Source organism: Dietzia sp. 111N12-1 (assembly GCF_001658045.1).
Lineage (GTDB): Bacteria > Actinomycetota > Actinomycetes > Mycobacteriales > Mycobacteriaceae > Dietzia > Dietzia kunjamensis.
Genome location: NZ_LSSV01000038.1, coordinates 210,710 through 229,007 on the forward strand (window position 1 = coordinate 210,710; position 18,298 = coordinate 229,007).

Below are 18,298 nucleotides of genomic sequence, written 5' to 3' on the forward strand. Positions count from 1 at the left end.
TCAGGCCTCGTTCATCCGACGGCGTAGGTCCTCGCGCTTCTCCCGACGTCTGGCGTCGACCGCCGCGATATCGGAGTTGATCTGCGCGCGCATCCGACTGAACAGCACCATCGACAGGGGCAACGCGATCAACACGGAGATGATCGCGGCGACGAGCACCGGGACCTGCACACCGGCCAGGCTGCCGATCCCGATGATGAGCAGCGTCAACGCCACCACCAGCAGGAGTCGGACGACGGTGTAGACGACCATGTTGCGGGCCAGTCGCGCTCCGGGCGCGGACCCCTCCGGTGTGGCCGCCGGGCTGGCCGTCCCCTCCGCGGGGTGTGTTGTCTCGTCTCGCTCGCTCATGGTCCCCAGGATACGTATCGTGGTGGGAAGGAGGTTCGAGTGATCTGGCTGTTCGCACTCATCGGAGTGGTGACCGTGGCGATCCTGCTGTGGCGGGCCTTCGGGCCCGGGTCACGGCCGGCTCCCCCACGGGTGATCGCCCCGGACGACGACCCTGATTTCCTACGGGATCTGGACCGTCGCAAACCGCTGGACCCCTGACGTCGGCTGCGCACGGGTCCGAGCGCAGCCCTGCCCGATGCAGCTCTGCCCTGCCAGGTATCGCCGGCCGGGTCAGCTGCGTGACAGCAGGCGGACGATGGAGTCCACGGCGTCGCTGATCTGCGCCCCCGTGCGGTCGAACACCTCGGGCTCCCGTCCGATCGGGTCCTCCACGTCGAGCGCGGGATCGTCGGTGTCGATGCCCAACCTCGCCCGCGACAGGCCCGCGAGAGTGACGGACTCGTCGGAGTCGGCGAGCCGGGCGGCCTCCAGGATCGTGTAGGTCTTCTTCCACAGCAACGGCGCCAGTTCCTGTACGGCATCCCGGTGTGACCGGGTCGCGGTGAGGACGAGGTCGCGTCCGGTCAGCAGACGTGCGGTGAGCAGTCGCGACGCGAAACCGGCCCCGTCCCCCCCGTACCCCCGCAGCACCCGCAGGCTCTCGCGATGGATCTCCACGCCATTGGCCGCCCGCGTCCCCGCGGAGTCGACCGCCACGTCGAGTCCGGCCGCCGCGGCGCGCGCGGCCAACAGACGCTCGGCCAGCGGCGACCGACACATGTTGCCCGTACAGACCGTCATCACCGAGATCGCCATGGCGACGATCCTAGTGCGCGCTACGCCTCACTCCCCGCGCCACTGCGGGGCGCGCTTCTCGAGGAATGCGGACATGCCCTCCTGGGCGTCGCAGGTGACGGCGTTGGTGGCCATCGTCTCGGCCATCTCGCGGTACGCCTCGTCCTGGGGCAGATCGATCTGCCGGTAGAAGGCCTGCTTGCCGATCTCCAGGGTCAGGGGGCTCGCGTCGGCGATCTGCAGTGCCAGCTCGTCCACGCGGGAACGCAGGTGATCGGCGGGCACCGCCTCGTTGATCAGACCCCAGTCCACCGCGGTGGCCGCGTCGATCGTCTCGCCGGTCAGCAGCATCTGCATGGCCCGCTTGCGTCCGATGGAACGGGAGACCGCCACCATGGGGGTCGAGCAGAACAGGCCGATCTTCACGCCCGGGGTGCCGAAACGCGCGGTGTCGACCGCCACGGCCAGATCGCAGGTGGCGACGAGTTGGCAGCCGGCGGCGATCGCGTGGCCCTGCACCTCGGCGATGACCGGCTGCCGGATCGCCTGGATGGTCTCCATGAGCTGCACGCACGTGGTGAAGACCTCGCGCTCCTGCGTGAGGGTGCGGTCGACCATTTCACTGATCTCGTGCCCGGCGGACAGCGCGGGGCCGGACCCGGTGAGCACGACGACCCCACAGTCCGGATCGTCACCGAGGTCGCGGATCGCCGCCGTCGCCTCCCGCATCATCTGCAGGGAGAGCGGGTTGCGACGCTCGGGCCGATCGAGTGTGACGCGGGCGATCGGGCCGCTGCGCTCGACGAGGACGAAGGGGGTGCTCATGGGGCCTCCGGAGGGGATGAGGGGCTAGCCTCCCCTGGTTCTACCCCGCGGCGCCGGTCGACGGGCCGGGACGGGGCCGGGGCGCCCCCACCGGGGCGTGGCGAGGGGCGTGGCGCTCCCCTCTGGTCACCCCGGGCCCCGGGCCGGGCCCGGCTCGGACCGGACCGGACCGGGTCAGTTCGCGGCGGCCTCGTGCGTGCCGTCGCACCACTGCTCGGCGGGGACGGTGTCCTTGACCTGGTCGACATGCTGACCGCAGCCGTCCCACGTGGTCTTGCCGCAGACGGGGCAGGTGACCGGGTAACACATAAGAATCTCCTCAGATCCGACGTCATACCCTAGGGGGTATACCCGTAAGGGTATGTCAGTTCTCGTCCGGCCGCCACTCGGCGTCGACCCTGGGTGTGGCCTCACGCAGTCGTTCGACGTGGGCCCGGCACTCCTCCCACTGCGGGAGCCGGCCCGCGGCGGCGACGTCGAGCAGGCTCGGGGCGTCGCGGTCGCGCTCGCTCATGACGTGCTCGATCGAGGTGCCGTCGAGGGCCGATCCGGGCCAGTCGATCGCGATCTTGGGATCGAAGGCGTCGATGACGTGCTCGGCCCCGGGCCGCCAGCCCTCCGAACAGAAGTACATCACCGTGGATTGCGGCTCGAGGGTCAGGAAGCCGTGCGCCACGCCCTCGGGGATGTAGATCGCCCGCTGCTCAACGGAGTCCAGGATGACCCCGGCCCACTCACCGAAGGTCGGCGAGCCCACGCGGACGTCCACGACCACGTCGAACACCGTGCCGGACGGGCACAGCACGTACTTGGCCTGACCGGGCGGGACCTCGGCGAAGTGCAGGCCGCGCAGGACCCCCTCCCCCGAGACCGACACGTTGACCTGCGCGAGATCGAAACGGTGGCCGGTCATCCGACGGAAGGTCTCGTGGGTGAACGCCTCGTGGAACACCCCGCGGTCGTCAGAGATCTGCCGGGGGGTGATCTCCCACGCCCCCGACACGCTGAGCTCGCGTAGCTGCACTCCGGTCCCGCCTTCCCGTTGTCTATCGATCCCGGTCGCCCCCGGCGCCCGGGTGACGACCACCCTAGCCGCGCATGGCGTCCACGATCTGCGCTGCCGTCCACTCGCCGATCAGCAGGCAGCCCATGGCGTCGTCGTGGACGGAGGCGTCCTCGTCCCAGCCGGTGACGACGAACTGGAAGATGTAGGTGGCCTCATCGTCGCTCCATCCCACGATCAGACTCGAGGTCGCCATCCGGCCCGGCTCGGCCGTGTACATGCCCCGCAGGTAGCGGTAGACGCTGCGGACGGCGCCGGCGGACTCGTCCCCTTCACCGGCGACCTGCTCGAGCAGTGTCCAGTCGGGCAGTGCGTCGGCGGTGGCGACGATCATCTCGACCGCCTGCTCGGTGTCCATCGCGGGCGCGACACGGGCGCAGGTGGCCACCGCGTTGGGTGAGAACCCGTCACGGTGCGCACCCGGGTCCACGTAGATCACCGCGGACGGCTCGGGCGATTCGATGCGCTGCCACGGCGGGCTGTCCACCCAGGTCAGCGGCTGTGCGGCCACGGCCATCGGTGGGCTCGCCTCGAGAATGCGACCGGTCGACGCGCAGTACTCCTGGATAGAGGTCATGTCCGGGTCCCCGCGCCCCGTCAGCCCTGTAGTCCCGCGCCGACGATGTGCGCGCCACCGTCGACGACGAGGGTCTGCCCGGTCATCCAGTGCGCGTCATCGGACAGCAGGAAAGCCACGGGACCGGCGATGTCGTCGGGCACCCCCAGTCGCCCGGCCGGCAGCGCCGCGGACATGGCCTCCTCGCGGCCGGAATACAGCGCCTCGGCGAACCTGGTCTTGACCACGCCCGGGGCGACGGCGTTGACGCGCACGGCGGGTCCGACCTCTACGGCGAGCTCCTGGGTCAGCCGCATGACCAACGCCTTGGTGGCGCCGTACCAGCCGATCCCCGGCGACGGTGCCAGGCCGGCGATGGAGGCGATGTTGACGACAGCGCCGCCGCGCTCGCCGAGGCCCGAGTGGTAGACCTTCTGCGTCCAGGACAGGGTGCCGAGGGCGTTGACCTCAGTGATCTTGCGGGCCGCGGCGAGGTCGATGTCCACCGTGCGGCCGAATGCCGGGTTGATCCCGGTGTTGTTGACCAGCAGGTCGATGGGCCCGAACGACTCTTCGGCCCGGGCCACGACCTCACGCTGGTGGTCCTCGTCGTCGCTCTTGCCCGCCACCGCCAGCACCCGCTCCGGTGTGCCGAGATCGGCGACGGCGTCGTCGAGCCCCTCCTGGCCGCGCGCCGTGATGACCACCGACGCGCCTTCCGCGAGCAGGCGACGGGCGATGCCCAGGCCGATCCCGCGGCTCGCGCCGGTGACGAGCGCGGTGCGGCCGGCGAAGCGGTCCGGGACGACGGGGCCGGTCCGGGGGGCGGGCAGGGGGGTAGCGGTCACAGCCGTCTCCTTGCGAGTGTCGGAATGCGTCTGGCGTGCGTCGCCCAGCCTAGAGGCCATGTCGGTGTGCCAGGCCGCGCCGGGGCCTCACGGCATCTCCTCAGCGGACCCTCCGGCTTTCCTTCACTACGGCGCCGCCGGGCGCTAGAGTTCGTCACAGGTCCCATCCGGCCGCCCCCTCGGGCGGCTCCACTACCCCGGGGTGTGCATGTCACCACTAATTCCACGCGCTGGCGCGGACTCACCCGTGTGCTCGATCCTCGATATCCCGGGCCCGCGGTGGTTCACGGCGAGCGATCCCATCTGGCGGGTCCACGGCGACGTGTCCACCCCGATCGGCATCACGACCGGTCTGCTCATGCTCGCCGCCGACCCCGCCTACTCCGCCGTGATGGTCGCGTGCGGTGCGGACGCCGAGCCGTGGACGATGGACGACTACCTGCACGACCTCGTGGAGATCTCGACGTTCGGCACGGTCGACGACGCCATGGTGACCATCGAGCACGCCCGCCGTGACCACAATTCGTTCTCCGGCACCACCGAGTACGGCGACTACTTCTACGGCTCCGACCCCGGGCTGATCGAGTGGTCGCAGGCCGCCATGACGTGGGCCCTGCTCGTCGCCTTCCAGCGCTTCTCGGGGCGTCCCCTGTCCCCCGCCGAATCCGACCGGTACGTCTACCAGTGGGCGGGCCTCGCGCGGCTCCACGGTGCCCGCAGTTTCCCCTCGACCGTCCGCGAACTCGAGCAGCTCCTGCGCAGGTCCCGCGGCCGCGCCCGGCCCACCGATGCCGGTCGCCGCGCCGCGAGGAAGCTCAGGGAGGACGCCCGCGCCTGCCCCGGGGTCACGGAGAATTCGGTGATCGCGCACCGGTCGTGCACGACGGTCGTGGACGCCGCGGCGAGCCTGGTGCCGTCGGAGGTGCGCCGCGCGCTGGATCTCCCGCACCGTCCGATGGACCGCGCGGCCGTGTTCGGGAGGATCACCAGAGCGCACCAGGGCCTGTCCTCGCCGCGGCTCACGACCCGGGCGCCCATCGCGGCCCCGTCGGCGATGCGGGCCCGGACCGCCTGAGCCCCGCCTCGCGCGGAACACCCCGGCCGCCCGGGGTCACCAGTGGCCGTTGACGCGGCCCTTGATCCATCCGGCGGCCTCCCACACCAGATGAACCGGCAGCATCCCGCGGTCGAGCCGCTCGACGGGCACCATCCGCACGTCCAGCCCGGTGGCGCTGCGCATCCATGTCCCCGCCCGGAGGGTGTGGGGCCGGTTGGTCACCACCAGGATCCGGTCCCACCCGCGCGCCCGCGCGATCGAGGCGACCGCCTGCGCCTCGCCCCAGGTGGTGCGCGGGTCGGGCGAGAAGCACACAACTTCTGCGCCCGAGGGTCGCGCGATTCCGGTGCACAGTCGCCGGGCCACCGTCTCGGAGTTGCCGCCGGGGTTGCTCACGAGCAGCGTGTCGGCGTACCCGGCCTCCACGAGGTCCCGGGCGTACAGGTGGCGACCGTCGTCGGCGCCGGCGAGCATCACCACGGCGTCGGCGCGGACGGGCTCGTCGGCGCGCGGCTGCAGCAGGAACGCGCCCCACGCGGTGAGGGCGAGCGCGGCGACGGCGGCGGCCGCCACCGCGGCGCTCCCGGCCGCGAGCACTGTGCGGCGGGTCCGGTTCACGACCCGGGCCCGGGGAGGCTGCCCCGCTCCCGCTGTCGCTGGGCGATCCAGCCCTCGTGGGCGATCGCGCGGACGAGATCCTGCGTCCAGTCGTCCATCGGCTCCAGCCCGACGGCACGCCACGAGGCATCGGAGAGCACGGAGAAGGCCGGCCTCGGGGCCGGGCGTGGGTACTCCTCGGTGGTGCAGGGTCGCACCCGTTCGGGATCCGCGCCGAACCACGTGAACACCGCCCGGGCGAGGTCGAACCACGTCGCGCGGCCTCCCCCTGCCAGGTGCAGGGTCAGGCCCCGCGCGTCGAACTCGCCCCAGGCCTCCCCGCCGACGAGGCCGAGCAGTTGATCGGCCAGCGGCGCCGTGTAGGTGGGCGAACCCCACTGGTCGTCCACCACCGAGAGGGTGTCCCGCTCGCGCTCGAGGCGGACCATGGTGTCGACGAAGTCCGAGCCGCGCAGCCCCTGCCCGTGGCGCACGGGGCCGGTGTACACCCACGCGGTGCGGACGATCGTCGTCTCGGGGTACACCGCCAGCGCCGCCCGTTCCCCCGCGAGTTTGGTGCGCCCGTACGCGGTCACCGGCGCGGTCGGGTCGTGCGGCTCGAGCGCCGGAGCGGTGGCCGGGTCTCCCCCGCCGGGGACCTCGCCCGAGAAGACGTAGTCGGTGCTGATGTGGACCAGCCGGATCCCGCGGTCGCGGCACGCCACGGCCAGCGATTCCACGCCGTCGGCGTTGACCGCGTGCGCGGTGACCTCGTCGGCCTCCGCGCCATCGACGTCGGTGTACGCGGCCGCGTTGATCACGACCTCCGGTGCGTGACGGTCCAGGGCGGAGGCGATCGAGGCCGGGTCGGTGAGGTCGAGCTCGTCGCGGCCCACCGCGACCGCGCCACCGCCGAGCTGACGCCTCGATTGCCTGTCCAGGTAGTGCCCGAGCTGTCCGCGACCGCCCGTCGCGAGGATCCGCGGCCACCGGCCGGCGGTCACAGGCTGCGCCCCTTCTCGCGGCGCAGAATGTCCAGAAGGTACAGGCCGTACCCCGATTTGCGCAGGTCGTGGGCGTGGACGGTGAGCTCGTCGTCGTCGATATATCCCATCCGCCATGCCACCTCCTCCGGGCAGCCGATCTTCAGGCCCTGCCGGTCCTCGATCGTGCGGACGTAGTTGCCCGCGTCGAGTAAGGAGGCGTGCGTACCCGTGTCCAGCCACGCCGTGCCCCGTGGCAGCACCTCCACCTGCAGTCGGCCCTCGCGCAGGTAGTGCCGGTTGATGTCGGTGATTTCGTACTCGCCGCGCGCGGACCTGCCGAGCCCGCGCGCCACGTCCACCACGTCGGCGCTATAGAAGTAGAGGCCGGGGACGGCGAAATCGGAGGACGGGTCCTCTGGCTTCTCCTCCAGGCTGATCGCGCGGCCGTCGGCGTCGAAGTCGATCACCCCGTACTCGCTCGGATTGGAGACGCGGTAGGCGAACACGGCGCCACCCTCGGGCTCGACGAAGCGCCGCAGCTGCGTGCCCATGCCCGGTCCGTAGAAAATGTTGTCGCCCAGGATCAACGCCACCGACTCGTCGCCGATGTGCTCGGCACCCAGCACGAACGCCTGCGCCAGCCCCTCCGGCGCCGCCTGCTCCACATAGCTCAGGGCGATGCCGAACTGGCTGCCGTCGCCCAGCAGCCGGCGGAACTGCGGAGCGTCCTGGGGGGTCGTGATGACGAGGATCTCCCGGATCCCCGCCAGCATGAGCGTGGACAGCGGGTAGTAGATCATCGGCTTGTCGTAGACTGGCATCAACTGCTTGCTCGTCGCCAGGGTGAGCGGGCTCAACCGGGTGCCGCTGCCGCCGGCCAGGACGATGCCCTTCACAGCACCGTCTCCGTCCGCGCGTACTTCGCCTCGACGCGCTCCTTGACCGGCTCCCACCAGTCGCGGTGGGCGGCGTACCACTCGATCGTCTGCTGCAGGCCCTCGCGCAGGTCGGTGTGCCGCGGCTCCCAGCCCAGTTCCTCGCGGGTGGCGGTGGCGTCGATGGCATACCGCAGGTCGTGGCCCGGCCGGTCGGTGACGTGATCGAAACCGGGATCCCCCCCGGTGCCGGCCCCGTTTCCCCCGTCGCTGCCGGCGACCCCCATGAGGTCGCAGATCATCTGCATCACCTGCAGGTTCGAATGTTCGCCGTCCGCGCCGATGAGGTACGTCCGGCCCGGCTCGCCCGCGGCCAGGATGCGCAGGACCGCCGCGTTGTGGTCGTCGACATGGATCCAATCCCTCACATTGGCCCCACTGCCGTAGAGGCGGGGCCGGCGACCGTCCAGGATGTTGGTGATCTGACGCGGGATGAATTTCTCGACGTGTTGGAACGGCCCGTAGTTGTTCGAGCAGTTGCTGATGGTGGCCCGCACCCCGAAACTGCGGACCCACGCGCGCACGAGCATGTCGGCCCCGGCCTTGGTGGCCGAGTACGGGCTCGACGGGTTGTACGCCGTGTCCGGGGTGAACTTGGCCGGATCATCGAGCTGCAGGTCACCGTACACCTCGTCCGTCGACACGTGATGCAGGCGCGCGTCGTGCCGCCGGCACGCCTCGAGTACGGCGTAGGTGCCGACGATGTTGGAGTGCAGGAAGGGCCAGGGGGTGGCCAGCGAATTGTCGTTGTGGCTCTCCGCGGCGAAGTGCAGGACGGCGTCGTCCGGCCCCGTCAGCTCGGCGACCAGCCGGTCGGTGACCGCCGGGTCCGCGCAGTCCGCCTCGACCAACTCCACCCGCTCGTCGGGCAACCCCTTCAGGTTGGCGCGGTTGGCGGCGTACGTCATGGAATCCAGCACCGTGACGTGGGCGTCCGGGTACTCGCGGACCGCGGTGTGGACGAAGTTGGCGCCGATGAACCCGGCTCCCCCGGTGACGACGAGGCGCATGGGTTCAACCCTACCGCCCGGCTCAGTCGTCGCCCGAGGGCTCGTAGCTTGCCGGGTCGTCGCCTGCCGGGTCCTCGTGCCTGCCCGCCTCCCACCGTCGCTTGATCGCCCTCGACCGCCGCGAGTGCCTCACCGCCAGCACCGCGATCACGACGCCCGCCACGAGCGGCACCCACACCTTGCTGTACTCAAGCATGAACTCGACCCACCCCGGCACCGTGACCTCGGGCAACGAGATCGACGGCAGGGAGATGTCGGGCCACGGAATGCTCGGCAGGGAGATGTCCGGCCACGGGATGTCGATGTCCGGGAGCCGCTCGAGGATCCACTCGACGACCGGTTCGAGGACCCGGCCGATCAGCGGAAGCAGCACGAGCACGGCGATCGCCCACCCGGATCTGCCCAGCCCGGCCGCGACGGGATAAGCCACGCGCTTCCACGGCGAGGCCGCGATCGCGTCCTGCCTCGCCTCGGCCGCCGACCCCGGCGGCGGATCGAAGTGGACGACGTCCCTGCCCTCGCGGAAGACCACCTGCCGCACGGCGGTGTCCATGATGCTGGTCCGTACCTGCACCCGCGGACCCGTCCGGGTCGGGATCGCGGTGCTGTGCTCGCCCGGCTCGGGCGGGTCCGCATCGAGCGAGAGCTTCGTGTCACTGATCTGCCGCGCCCTGGCCACGGTCGCCCCGTCCCTCAGGAGCGCGCAGGCAGGGCTCTGCAGTGGCGAGGGCCCTGCCGTCTCCCCCTCGGGTTTGCGCCGGAGGGGGTAACCGGGGTCGACCGCGTGCACGTCGTCGGGTCGGCCGACAGCGAACTCGAGCCTGCCGTACTGCGGGTGGTCCAGCCGCCAGATCTCCGGTCGCGTGCCGGAGGCGGGGCCCTCCGGCACGCCCTCTGCGGGTCTCGGTCCGGGGTCTCTGTCTCGATCAGACACTGCCGGCACCCTACCTCCCTCCCGCGCGCTACTTCTGCGCGTCGGCGGGCTCGGTGTCGGCGGGCTCGGTGTCGGCGGGCTCGGCGTCTACGGTTCGGGAGTCGGTGTCCTCACGCCGCAGCTCGCGGTACGCGGCGAGCATCTTGGCGCGGCGTCGGTTGTGCGCCTCAAAGGCCGAGTTGTCGCGCGGGGTCACCCGGACCGCCTCCTCCGCGGGGATCCCGGCGCGCAACTGCCGCACCCGCAGTACCTCCGCGTCCAGGCGGGCGCCGTACACCACCGCCATGTTGACCAGCCACAACCACAGCAGGAACACGATCACCCCGGCGAGCGGCCCGTACACCTCATTGAAGTTGCCGAACCGGGAGACGAAATAGCCGAACCCCGCCGTGGCCCCTCCGATGATCGCCAGGGCCGCCACCGCCCCGAGCGACACCCAGTGGATCTTGCGTCCCGTGACGTTCGGTGCGAACCGGTAGAGAATCGCCAATGCGAGGATCGCCGAGACCAGCCCCGCCGGCCATTTGGCGATCTCCCACGCCGCCAGCGCCGTGTCCCCCAGTCCGATCCAGCCGCCTACCGTCTCCGCCACCGGCCCGGTGAACACCAGCGCCAGCCCGCCGACCGCCACCAGGAGGATGAGCAGGGCGGTCAGCAGGACCCCGGCGGGCAACAGCCGCCACAGCGGACGCCCCTCCTCCACCCCGAAGACCGCGTTGATCGCGCGACCGAGCGCCCAGACGTACCGCGAGGCCGACGCCAACGCCACCACCGTGCCGACGATCAGCGCGGTCCCGGCGGCAGGCGTGGTCACCAGCGTCTCTATCGGTCCGCGCACCGGGTCCAGGATCTCCGGCGGGGCGACGTCCGAGAGCATGCCCATGACCGCGTCGACAGTCCGGTCACCCTGACCGAACACGCCCAGAAGTGAGACCACGACCAGGATCGCCGGGAACAGCGAGAGCACCCCGTAGAAGGTCAGCGACCCGGCGAGGTCGGGTCCCCGATCACGCAGGAACTCCGACACCGACCGCGTGAATACCATCCCGACGGTGCGCAACCGTCTGCGACCAATCGCGACGGGCCCGCCAGAAGTGCTCATGCACTGATTGTGACCTCCCGGGCGGGGCATGGGGCGGACGCCGCGCCCACTGGCTGATCCGTCGGGGCCGGGCGGGGGTCAGTCGCGGTGGCGGGCCTGGTCGACCTGGGCCTCGCGTCGGACGTCTGCAGCCTCGTCGATGGCCTTCTGCTGCTTCTCGGCCGCCTTGTCGCTGGCGGTGGTGTCGCGCGGCGGGAGCTGGATGGTCTCCTCGGCGTGCATGCCCGCCTGGAGCTCACGGGCGCGCTCCATCTCGGCGTCCACCTCGGCACCGAACAGGAAGGCGTTGTTGGTGATCCACAGCCAGAGCAGAAAGACGATGACGCCGGCCAGCGAACCGTAGGTCGCGTTGTAGCTGCCGAAGTTGGTCACGTAAAAGAAGAAGCCGACGGTCGCGAGGCCCCACACCACCAGCGCGACCACCGCGCCGAGCGAGATCCAGCGGAACTTGGGCTGCTTCACGTTGGGGGCGAACCCGTAGAGGACCGCCAGGATGACGACGACGACGAGGACCAGCGCCGGCCACTTGGCGATGCCCCAGACGGTGACCGCCGTCGAGCCGAGACCGATGAGATCCCCCACCCACTCGGCGATCGGCCCGCTGACGACCAACATCACGCCGGCCAGGGCGACCAGGATCAGCAGCACGGCGGTGAGAAGGATCATCAGCGGCTTGAGCTTCCAGAAGGGGCGCCCCTCCTCGACCTCGTAGATGCGGTTCATGGCGCGACCGAAGGCGCCCACGTATCCGGAGGCCGTCCAGAGCGCGCCGAGAATACCGGTGATCAGGGCGATCCCGGCGGCCGGAGTGTTGACCAGTCCCTCGATCGGCCCGCGGAGTTCGTTGAGGGTCTGCTCCGGTACCGAACCCTCGACGAGGCCCATCACTGCGTCGACCGTGGCCTGCCCCTGGCCGAACACACCGAGCAGCGAGACCACGGCGAGAAGCGCCGGGAACAACGAGAGAACGGCGAAGTAGGTGAGCGACGCCGCGAGGTCGGTGCAGTTGTCCTTGGAGAACTCCCCTGCGGCGCGTTTGAGGCCGACTTTCCAGGCTCCGCCGGTGAGCTTGGTGGGCGACTCGGGCTTGCCGGTGTCGGGGTCGGCATCTGTGTGGGGCTTGTCGGTGATGTCGCGGCTGCTCGTACTCATACCAAGCACCTTTCCACCACCGGGCCTCCCCCGCATCCGGCCCGGCCGTCCCCCCGCGGGATTACGGACGCCGCTCTGTGCGTTACCCTCTTTGATGTCACGTCACCAAAGTGTCGTATCAACAACTTCGTTTTCGTCGACCGTCACCGCACCAGAGGGAGAAACACAGTGAGTCTGTCCAACGCCATCCTCCGTGGAGTCACCGGGGCCTTCGTCCTCAACTCCGGCCTGAGCAAGCGCGGCATGCCGACCGAGGCCGCCCAGGGTCTACAGGGCTTCGCCGCGACGGGAGTGCCCGCCGTGAACAACCTGGATCCCGATTCCTTCGGCAAGTTCGTCGCCTACTCCGAGATCGGCATCGGCGCCGCCCTCCTCACCCCGGTCGTGCCCCGCCAGATCGCCGGCGCCGCCCTCGGCGTCTTCTCCGCCGGCCTGCTCGCGATGTACTTCCGCAACCCCACCATGACCGAGGCCGACGGCATCCGCCCCAGCCAGGAGGGCATGTCCCTGGCCAAGGACGCGTTCATGGCCGCCATCGCCGGCGCACTGGTCACCGACCGGTAGCCTCCCCCGCCGGCGGGCACGAGCCCCCACGGCGCCCGGCCCTGCCGGCGCTACGGCACCCGGCCCTGCCGGCGCGACGGCCCGGTCCCGCAGCACGCGGGGCCGGGCCGCTCGCGTTCCCGACACACGCGCGTTCCCGGCACACGCGCGGACACCTGCCACACACCCCGGACCGGATGCGCGGCCCACGCGGGTCGCCGACCATGGTGCGATGACGCAGAACCCGGAATCCGATACCCCGGCCCGCCGGATGCGGGTAGTCGTCACCGGTGCCAGCGGCAACGTCGGCACCCCGCTCGTGCGGCGTCTGCTCTCCGACGGGCACGACGTGGTGGGACTGTGCCGCCGGATCCCCCCGGCCACGCCGCCCTACGACGGCGCGCGGTGGCATCGGGTGGACCTGTCGTACGCCCGCGCGGAGGACCTGGTGGAGGTCTTCCGCGGCGCGGACGCGGTGATCCACCTGGCCTGGGGCTTCCAACCGACCCGCGACGTCGACCACCACCGCCGACTGGGCGTCGGGGGGACCGCCGCGGTCGTCACCGCCTGCCGTCTGGCGGGAGTGCCGCATCTCGTGCACCAGTCCTCCGTGGGCGCCTACGCCCCGGTGTCCGACGGCGGCCCCGGGGTGTCCGTGGACACCCGCGTCAGTGAGGGCGCCGAGCTGGGTGGCGTTCCGACCGCCGCCTACAACCACCACAGGACCGCCGCCGAGCACCTGCTCGACCAGCATGAGCGCGAACATCCGGGAACCCCGACGATCGCCCGCATGCGGGCCGCGTTCATCGTGCACGGCGAGGCCGCCTCGGGCCTGGTGCGCTACTTCAGCCCCGCCTTCGCACCGGCCCGGCTGATCCGGGCCCTGCCGGTCCTGCCCGTGGACCGTCGCCTCACCGTCCCCCTGGTCCACGGCGACGACATGGCCTCGGCACTCGCCGCCGCGGCCACGACCGGCGCGCAGGGCGCGTTCAACATCGCGGCCGAACCGCCCGTCACGCGCGACATGATCGCCCGCGAGCTCGGGGCCGTTCCGGTCGGGCTCCCGTTCGGGATCCTGCGGAGGTTGGTGCACGTCAGCTGGCTGCTCCACCTCCAGCCGCTCAGCATCGGCTGGGTGGACCTCGCGTTCGGCGTCCCACTCATGCACACCACCCGGGCCCGCGCGGAGCTCGGCTGGCACCCCACGGTCGCGGCCGACGAGGCCCTGCGCGAGATCGTCGACGCCATCGCCGCCGGACGGGCCGGGACGTCCCCGCCCCTGCGCCCGCGGACCCTGCGGGATGCGCTGGCCTCACTGCGCCGCGGCGGCCCCGTCGACGTCAGGCACCTCCCCTGACAGACGCGGGCCCGCCGTTGACGACCGTCAGCACAGGCCCGCCGCGTCGTGACTAGCGGTTCGCGGCGCCCTCGTCCGCGATCGCACCGAGGATCGCGTCCGCCAGGTCGGCGCGGCACACGACGAGGTCCGGCAGGTAGGTGTCGGACACGTTGTACTCCAGCGGGGTGCCGTCGATCCGCACCGCGACGAACCCACGGGCCAACGCCACCCCGGCCGGCGCCGCGGAGTCCCACTGGTATTGCCCGCCGGCGTGGATGTAGGCGTCCGCCTCACCGCGGACGACGGCCGCCGTCTTGGCCCCGGCCGACCCCAGCGGCACGAGATCCCCGCCCACCGCCTCGGCGACCGCATCCGCGAATCGAGGCGGACGGGAGGCCGAGAGGACGATCCGCGGTCGGGAGCCCGTTCGCGGGGGAAGAAGGCCACCCCCGTCGACCCCGCCGTTGCCCACGGGTGCGGCGTAGACCTCGTCGTCGTCGACCCCCGACACCACTCCGAGCGCCGGGAGCCCGACCGCCGCGGCGGTGAGTCGCGACAACGCCGGGTCCCCCGCGCGCTCCCACAGGGCGACGTGGACGGCCCAGTCCGGCCGGTCGCCGAGGCCGTACTCGCGGGTGCCGTCGACGGGGTCGATGATCCACACGCGGTCGGCGTCCACCCGGGCGAGATCGTCGGAGGACTCCTCCGACAGGACCGCGTCGTCCGGGCGCGCGGCGGCGAGCCGTTCGAGGAGCAGCGTGTTGGCGCGGCGGTCGCCGATGTCGCCGAGCTCCCGTCCGGTGGGGCCGGAGGAGCGCAGGTCCACCAGCAGTCTCCCGGCCTCGATGGCGAGGTCGACGGCGAGTTGCTGGTCCGGGGTACGTGTGGCGGCGGTCATGCCCCCAGCCTAGGAGGCGCACTCCGGGCGCGGCGCGGGACGCCTACCGACGGCGCGACCGCAGCCCCCGGCGCCGGCCACTCCCGTACTGGCGGACGACGCGGGCGGGCTCGTCCGGACACCGGTGCGCGTCGGCCGCGACCCGGGCCGCGCCCCGGGACGGCAGGACACCGCTGCGGGCGTCGCAGCGGTGACAGCCCCAGACCGCGCCGTCGGCCGTCTCCTCGACGTAGCACTGCCGCTGTCCGACCTCGTTCATCGTTCCCCCCCGGGAGAAACTGCGCCAACCTCCCGCCGGCACATAGATCGCTATTGTGTCATAAATTTTTACTACTGGACAACGAAAACATCACTGCGCCCGGCGCCCCACCTCAGCGATGCCCGATCCCGTCCTGGACGGGCGATCGAATCGCACCCGGCCCTCACTGGACAGGTCGGTCTAGACAGTGCCCCTTCCTTATGTCTACTGTACTGATCGACTTAATCGATTCACTATTCTAGGGATGCTCGTGAAGACACTCATCGTGCTCGGCGTCGTCGGCGCCATCGCCCAACTCATCGACGGGTCTCTGGGCATGGCCTACGGCGTCACGTCCACGACGCTGCTGGTCGCGGCCGGTATCGCGCCCGCCGCCGCATCGGCGTCCGTGCACTTCGCGGAGATCGGCACCACCCTCGCCTCCGGCGTCTCCCACCACCGACTCGGCAACGTCGACTGGCGGATCGTGCGCATCCTCGCGGTGCCGGGCGCGATCGGGGCGTTCGCCGGTGCCACCCTGCTGTCCAGCCTCCCCGCCGACGTCGCCAAGCCCGTCGTGGGGGCGATCCTGCTCAGCCTGGGCCTGTACGTCCTGTACCGGTTCCTCGCACTCGGCGGCCGTCGCCCCGAGTTCCGCGGGCGGGTCCGCACCGGGTTCCTCGTCCCGCTCGGACTGGTCGGCGGCACCCTCGACTCCCTCGGCGGCGGTGGCTGGGGCCCGGTCGGCACCACCTCGCTGCTGTCCTCGGGCCGGGTCGAGCCGCGCAAGGTCGTGGGCTCCATCGACACCTCCGAGTTCGTCGTGGCCGTCGGCGGATCGCTCGGCTTCCTCGTGGGCCTGGGCGCCGCCGGCATCAACTGGGGTTACGCGCTGGCGCTGCTGGTGGGAGGTGTGCTCGTCGCACCGCTCGCGGCGTGGCTCGTCAAGCACCTGCCCGCCCGGGTGCTCGGCACGGCGGCCGGCGGCCTGATCGTCGTCACCAACTCCCGCACCCTGCTGGTGTGGGCCGAGGTTCCCGCGTCGGCGACCACCCCGATCCTGCTGTCCCTGGTCACCGTGTGGATCGGCCTGGTCACGTGGGCCGCGCTCGCCGAGCGGAGGGCCTCCGGCGGCGACGACGACGAGGCCGGCATCGACCCGGTCGGTCCCGCCCCTGCCGCGGCCGCCGCATCCGTCCCGGCGCAGGACTGATCCGGGCGGACGCCCGGTGGGGTGGACCCTCTGGGACACTGTCGGCATGAGGGTCACCGCCAAGTCCGACTATGCGTTGCGCGCACTCGTCGAACTCGCGGCGGCACAGCTCACCAGCCCCGACGACGATCCCCGCGACAATCCGCTGAGCGCCGAAGAACTGGGGCGGCGGCAGGACATCCCGCACGGGTTCCTCCAGGCGATCCTGTCGGACCTGCGGCGGGCCGGGATCGTGACCAGTCGCCGGGGCAAGACGGGCGGATGGTTCCTCGGCCGGGAGGCGCGGGACATCTCGGTCGCCGATGTCCTGCGGGCGGTCGACGGCCCCTTGGTGAGCGTCTACGACGTCCGCCCGGAGTCGGTGGTCTACAACGACCGTGCCGCGATCCTGCAGCACGTGTGGATCGCCTCGCGCGCGGCCCTGCGCCGGGTGATGGACGCCGTGACGATCGCCGACCTGGCCGCCGGGCACCTGCCGGGCGAGGTCCACGAGCTGACCCTCGACACCGACGCGTGGGAGCCCCGCTGACCGGAGGCCGGTCCCGCCACCCGGTCCGCTCCCGCCGGTCTCAGGTCGCCTGCTCGCGCCCGCGGTGGCGGTCGAGCCAGGTCACGGCCGGGGACGACGCCGCGCCGTGCAGGACGATGGACGCGACGATGACCAGCGACACCGCGGGCCACAGCGACCAGCCGTCCTCCTTGGAGAAGTACCCCATGGCGTAGCAGAGGTAGAACAACGACCCCACGCCACGCACCCCGAACGCCGAGACGAACAGGCGCTCCGGGGATCGCAGTCTGCCGTCGCCGATCAGCGCGATCCAGGCGGTGAGGGGCCTGATCACGAACAACACCCCGGCCGCGACGACGGCGTGCGACCACTCGAGCCGGAAGACCGCGTCGGAGATGAACGACGCCCCGATCACCAGCAGGATGAGCAGGGTGAGCAGGTGTTCGGTGTACTCGATGAACTCGTGGAAGTGGGCGTGCCGCTCGTCCTCGCGCTCAGCCGACCGCGCACCGAGGGCGGCGAAGAACACGGCGAGGAAGCCCCAGCCACCCACGAGTTCGCCGACCCCGTAGGCGAACAGCAGCGTGGCCACCGCGGCCGCGGGTTCGGCGTAGCCGATGAGCTGGTATCCCCCGACGCGGTGTCGGTAGAGCACAGTGGCGATCAGCCGGCCGATCACCCACCCCGCCACGGCGCCGATGACCGTCTTGCCCACGAGATCCCAGGCCAGCCAACCCCACAGCCAGCCCCCCGGCCCGCCCTTGGTGGCCAGGTAGATGGCGAGGTAGACGAAGGGGAACGCGAACGCGTCGTTCAGGCCGGCCTCGGAGGTGAGGGCGAAACGCGCCTCATCGTTCTCGTCGTCGGCGGCCTCGCCCGTCCCGGGGCCCGCCACCTGCACATCGGAGGCGAGGACCGGGTCGGTCGGGGCGAGCACGGCGCCGAGCAGGACAGCGACAGCGGGGGTCACCCCCAGTACCCACCACCCCAGGAGCGCGACGCCGGCGATGGACAGCGGCATTCCGATGGCGAGCAGCCGCCACGTGGTGGTCCAGCCACGGAAGGACAGGGGGCGGTCGAGGGCCAGTCCGACGCCGAAGAGCGCCACGATCACCGTGATCTCGGCCATCCGTTCGGCGAGTTCCGCGTGTTCGATCACGTCCACGAGCTGGGACTCGTTGGGCATGAGCCAGCCGATGAGCATGCCGACACCCACCACGATGATCGGGGCGGACGGGATGCGCTCCCGGAGCAGTCGCGGAAGGAGCGAGCCGAGGAGCAGCGCCGCGCCGACGACCGCGTAGATGAGGTCGGTGTTCGTCACGAACGAAAGTGTGGGCGCTCCTGGTGCGGCGGCGCCACCGAA

The 18,298-nt window shown here is 71.4% G+C and carries 23 protein-coding genes; 6 read left to right on the forward strand and 17 right to left on the reverse strand.

From position 1 onward, the window contains the following. Positions 1-351, reverse strand: coding sequence for a DUF4229 domain-containing protein (locus AYO52_RS10830; RefSeq protein WP_082923944.1), 351 nt, complete (start codon positions 349-351; stop codon positions 1-3). 39 nt (positions 352-390) lie between these two features. Between AYO52_RS10830 and AYO52_RS18580 the strand changes: the two genes are divergently transcribed. After that, positions 391-552, forward strand: a complete 162-nt coding sequence (locus AYO52_RS18580) for a hypothetical protein (RefSeq protein WP_167457827.1) — start codon at positions 391-393, stop codon at positions 550-552. Positions 553-624: 72 nt separating this feature from the next. Here AYO52_RS18580 and AYO52_RS10835 read toward each other — a convergent pair whose 3' ends face one another. The 6 genes from AYO52_RS10835 to AYO52_RS10855 form a co-directional block, all read right to left on the reverse strand. Further along, a complete protein-coding gene (locus AYO52_RS10835) occupies positions 625-1,149 on the reverse strand; it encodes a protein-tyrosine-phosphatase (RefSeq protein WP_067716922.1) in 525 nt (174 codons plus the stop codon). A gap of 27 nt (positions 1,150-1,176) precedes the next feature. Beyond that, on the reverse strand, positions 1,177-1,953 hold the full coding sequence (locus tag AYO52_RS10840; protein WP_067716924.1) for an enoyl-CoA hydratase: 777 nt from the start codon (positions 1,951-1,953) through the stop codon (positions 1,177-1,179). A 174-nt stretch (positions 1,954-2,127) separates the two neighbouring features. Further along, on the reverse strand, positions 2,128-2,262 hold the full coding sequence (locus AYO52_RS19145; RefSeq protein WP_256385633.1) for a hypothetical protein: 135 nt from the start codon (positions 2,260-2,262) through the stop codon (positions 2,128-2,130). 55 nt (positions 2,263-2,317) lie between these two features. After that, a complete protein-coding gene (gene rfbC, locus AYO52_RS10845) occupies positions 2,318-2,977 on the reverse strand; it encodes a dTDP-4-dehydrorhamnose 3,5-epimerase (RefSeq protein ID WP_067716927.1) in 660 nt (219 codons plus the stop codon). A 64-nt stretch (positions 2,978-3,041) separates the two neighbouring features. Next, positions 3,042-3,593, reverse strand: coding sequence for an LpqN/LpqT family lipoprotein (locus AYO52_RS10850; protein ID WP_067716929.1), 552 nt, complete (start codon positions 3,591-3,593; stop codon positions 3,042-3,044). Between the two features lie 20 nt (positions 3,594-3,613). Beyond that, positions 3,614-4,420, reverse strand: coding sequence for an SDR family oxidoreductase (locus tag AYO52_RS10855; protein ID WP_082923945.1), 807 nt, complete (start codon positions 4,418-4,420; stop codon positions 3,614-3,616). Between the two features lie 247 nt (positions 4,421-4,667). On the opposite strand from AYO52_RS10855, the gene AYO52_RS10860 reads away from it, so the two are divergent. Beyond that, positions 4,668-5,495, forward strand: coding sequence for an oxygenase MpaB family protein (locus AYO52_RS10860; RefSeq protein ID WP_067716932.1), 828 nt, complete (start codon positions 4,668-4,670; stop codon positions 5,493-5,495). A 36-nt stretch (positions 5,496-5,531) separates the two neighbouring features. On the opposite strand, the gene AYO52_RS10865 is transcribed toward AYO52_RS10860, so the two are convergent. The 7 genes from AYO52_RS10865 to AYO52_RS10895 form a co-directional block, all read right to left on the reverse strand. Continuing rightward, positions 5,532-6,095 carry a YdcF family protein gene (locus tag AYO52_RS10865; protein WP_067716934.1) on the reverse strand — a complete coding sequence of 188 codons (564 nt, stop codon included), beginning with the start codon at positions 6,093-6,095 and terminating at the stop codon, positions 5,532-5,534. Then, the gene (gene rfbD, locus AYO52_RS10870) at positions 6,092-7,078 is read right to left on the reverse strand and encodes a dTDP-4-dehydrorhamnose reductase (protein ID WP_172812144.1); all 987 of its coding nucleotides are present in this window, start codon (positions 7,076-7,078) and stop codon (positions 6,092-6,094) included. Before rfbD ends, AYO52_RS10865 begins: the two co-directional genes overlap by 4 nt. Further along, entirely contained in the window at positions 7,075-7,956 is an 882-nt protein-coding gene (gene rfbA / locus AYO52_RS10875) for a glucose-1-phosphate thymidylyltransferase RfbA (protein ID WP_067716936.1), read from the reverse strand. The genes rfbD and rfbA overlap by 4 nt, the downstream gene beginning before the upstream one ends. Further along, positions 7,953-9,005, reverse strand: a complete 1,053-nt coding sequence (gene rfbB, locus AYO52_RS10880) for a dTDP-glucose 4,6-dehydratase (RefSeq protein ID WP_067716939.1) — start codon at positions 9,003-9,005, stop codon at positions 7,953-7,955. Before rfbB ends, rfbA begins: the two co-directional genes overlap by 4 nt. A gap of 22 nt (positions 9,006-9,027) precedes the next feature. Continuing rightward, on the reverse strand, positions 9,028-9,939 hold the full coding sequence (locus tag AYO52_RS10885; protein ID WP_156523585.1) for a hypothetical protein: 912 nt from the start codon (positions 9,937-9,939) through the stop codon (positions 9,028-9,030). Positions 9,940-9,967: 28 nt separating this feature from the next. Continuing rightward, positions 9,968-11,041: a YihY/virulence factor BrkB family protein gene (locus AYO52_RS10890; RefSeq protein ID WP_067716944.1), complete on the reverse strand. Its 1,074-nt coding sequence runs from the start codon at positions 11,039-11,041 to the stop codon at positions 9,968-9,970. Between the two features lie 78 nt (positions 11,042-11,119). After that, entirely contained in the window at positions 11,120-12,193 is a 1,074-nt protein-coding gene (locus AYO52_RS10895; RefSeq protein ID WP_067716947.1) for a YihY/virulence factor BrkB family protein, read from the reverse strand. A gap of 168 nt (positions 12,194-12,361) precedes the next feature. On the opposite strand from AYO52_RS10895, the gene AYO52_RS10900 reads away from it, so the two are divergent. Together AYO52_RS10900 and AYO52_RS10905 are read left to right on the forward strand one after the other, a co-directional pair. Further along, a complete protein-coding gene (locus tag AYO52_RS10900; protein WP_067716950.1) occupies positions 12,362-12,757 on the forward strand; it encodes a hypothetical protein in 396 nt (131 codons plus the stop codon). A 211-nt stretch (positions 12,758-12,968) separates the two neighbouring features. Next, a complete protein-coding gene (locus tag AYO52_RS10905) occupies positions 12,969-14,093 on the forward strand; it encodes an NAD-dependent epimerase/dehydratase family protein (RefSeq protein ID WP_082923946.1) in 1,125 nt (374 codons plus the stop codon). Between the two features lie 52 nt (positions 14,094-14,145). Here AYO52_RS10905 and AYO52_RS10910 read toward each other — a convergent pair whose 3' ends face one another. Both AYO52_RS10910 and AYO52_RS10915 read right to left on the reverse strand, forming a co-directional pair. After that, a complete protein-coding gene (locus AYO52_RS10910; RefSeq protein WP_067716952.1) occupies positions 14,146-14,973 on the reverse strand; it encodes a 3'(2'),5'-bisphosphate nucleotidase CysQ in 828 nt (275 codons plus the stop codon). Positions 14,974-15,016: 43 nt separating this feature from the next. Beyond that, positions 15,017-15,232: a hypothetical protein gene (locus AYO52_RS10915; RefSeq protein WP_067716955.1), complete on the reverse strand. Its 216-nt coding sequence runs from the start codon at positions 15,230-15,232 to the stop codon at positions 15,017-15,019. Positions 15,233-15,482: 250 nt separating this feature from the next. Between AYO52_RS10915 and AYO52_RS10920 the strand changes: the two genes are divergently transcribed. Both AYO52_RS10920 and AYO52_RS10925 read left to right on the forward strand, forming a co-directional pair. After that, the gene (locus AYO52_RS10920; protein WP_082923952.1) at positions 15,483-16,424 is read left to right on the forward strand and encodes a sulfite exporter TauE/SafE family protein; all 942 of its coding nucleotides are present in this window, start codon (positions 15,483-15,485) and stop codon (positions 16,422-16,424) included. A gap of 46 nt (positions 16,425-16,470) precedes the next feature. Beyond that, a complete protein-coding gene (locus AYO52_RS10925) occupies positions 16,471-16,953 on the forward strand; it encodes an Rrf2 family transcriptional regulator (protein ID WP_067717051.1) in 483 nt (160 codons plus the stop codon). Positions 16,954-16,993: 40 nt separating this feature from the next. Here the strand turns inward: AYO52_RS10925 and AYO52_RS10930 are convergent, their stop codons facing one another. Continuing rightward, complete coding sequence (locus tag AYO52_RS10930; protein WP_082923947.1) at positions 16,994-18,256, reverse strand: sodium:proton antiporter; 1,263 nt, start codon at positions 18,254-18,256, stop codon at positions 16,994-16,996. Between the last annotated feature and the right edge of the window lie 42 nt (positions 18,257-18,298).

Excerpts from the sequence above, each read along its gene's own strand:
- AYO52_RS10890 (WP_067716944.1), bottom strand. The coding sequence starts at position 11,041 with ATGAGCACTTCTGGCGGGCCCGTCGCGATTGGTCGCAGACGGTTGCGC.
- AYO52_RS10850 (WP_067716929.1), bottom strand. The coding sequence starts at position 3,593 with ATGACCTCTATCCAGGAGTACTGCGCGTCGACCGGTCGCATTCTCGAG.
- rfbB (WP_067716939.1), bottom strand. The coding sequence starts at position 9,005 with ATGCGCCTCGTCGTCACCGGGGGAGCCGGGTTCATCGGCGCCAACTTC.
- AYO52_RS19145 (WP_256385633.1), bottom strand. The coding sequence starts at position 2,262 with ATGTGTTACCCGGTCACCTGCCCCGTCTGCGGCAAGACCACGTGGGAC.
- AYO52_RS10925 (WP_067717051.1), top strand. The coding sequence starts at position 16,471 with ATGAGGGTCACCGCCAAGTCCGACTATGCGTTGCGCGCACTCGTCGAA.
- AYO52_RS10840 (WP_067716924.1), bottom strand. The coding sequence starts at position 1,953 with ATGAGCACCCCCTTCGTCCTCGTCGAGCGCAGCGGCCCGATCGCCCGC.
- AYO52_RS10835 (WP_067716922.1), bottom strand. The coding sequence starts at position 1,149 with ATGGCGATCTCGGTGATGACGGTCTGTACGGGCAACATGTGTCGGTCG.
- AYO52_RS10915 (WP_067716955.1), bottom strand. The coding sequence starts at position 15,232 with ATGAACGAGGTCGGACAGCGGCAGTGCTACGTCGAGGAGACGGCCGAC.
- AYO52_RS10895 (WP_067716947.1), bottom strand. The coding sequence starts at position 12,193 with ATGAGTACGAGCAGCCGCGACATCACCGACAAGCCCCACACAGATGCC.
- AYO52_RS10910 (WP_067716952.1), bottom strand. The coding sequence starts at position 14,973 with ATGACCGCCGCCACACGTACCCCGGACCAGCAACTCGCCGTCGACCTC.
- AYO52_RS10830 (WP_082923944.1), bottom strand. The coding sequence starts at position 351 with ATGAGCGAGCGAGACGAGACAACACACCCCGCGGAGGGGACGGCCAGC.
- AYO52_RS10905 (WP_082923946.1), top strand. The coding sequence starts at position 12,969 with ATGACGCAGAACCCGGAATCCGATACCCCGGCCCGCCGGATGCGGGTA.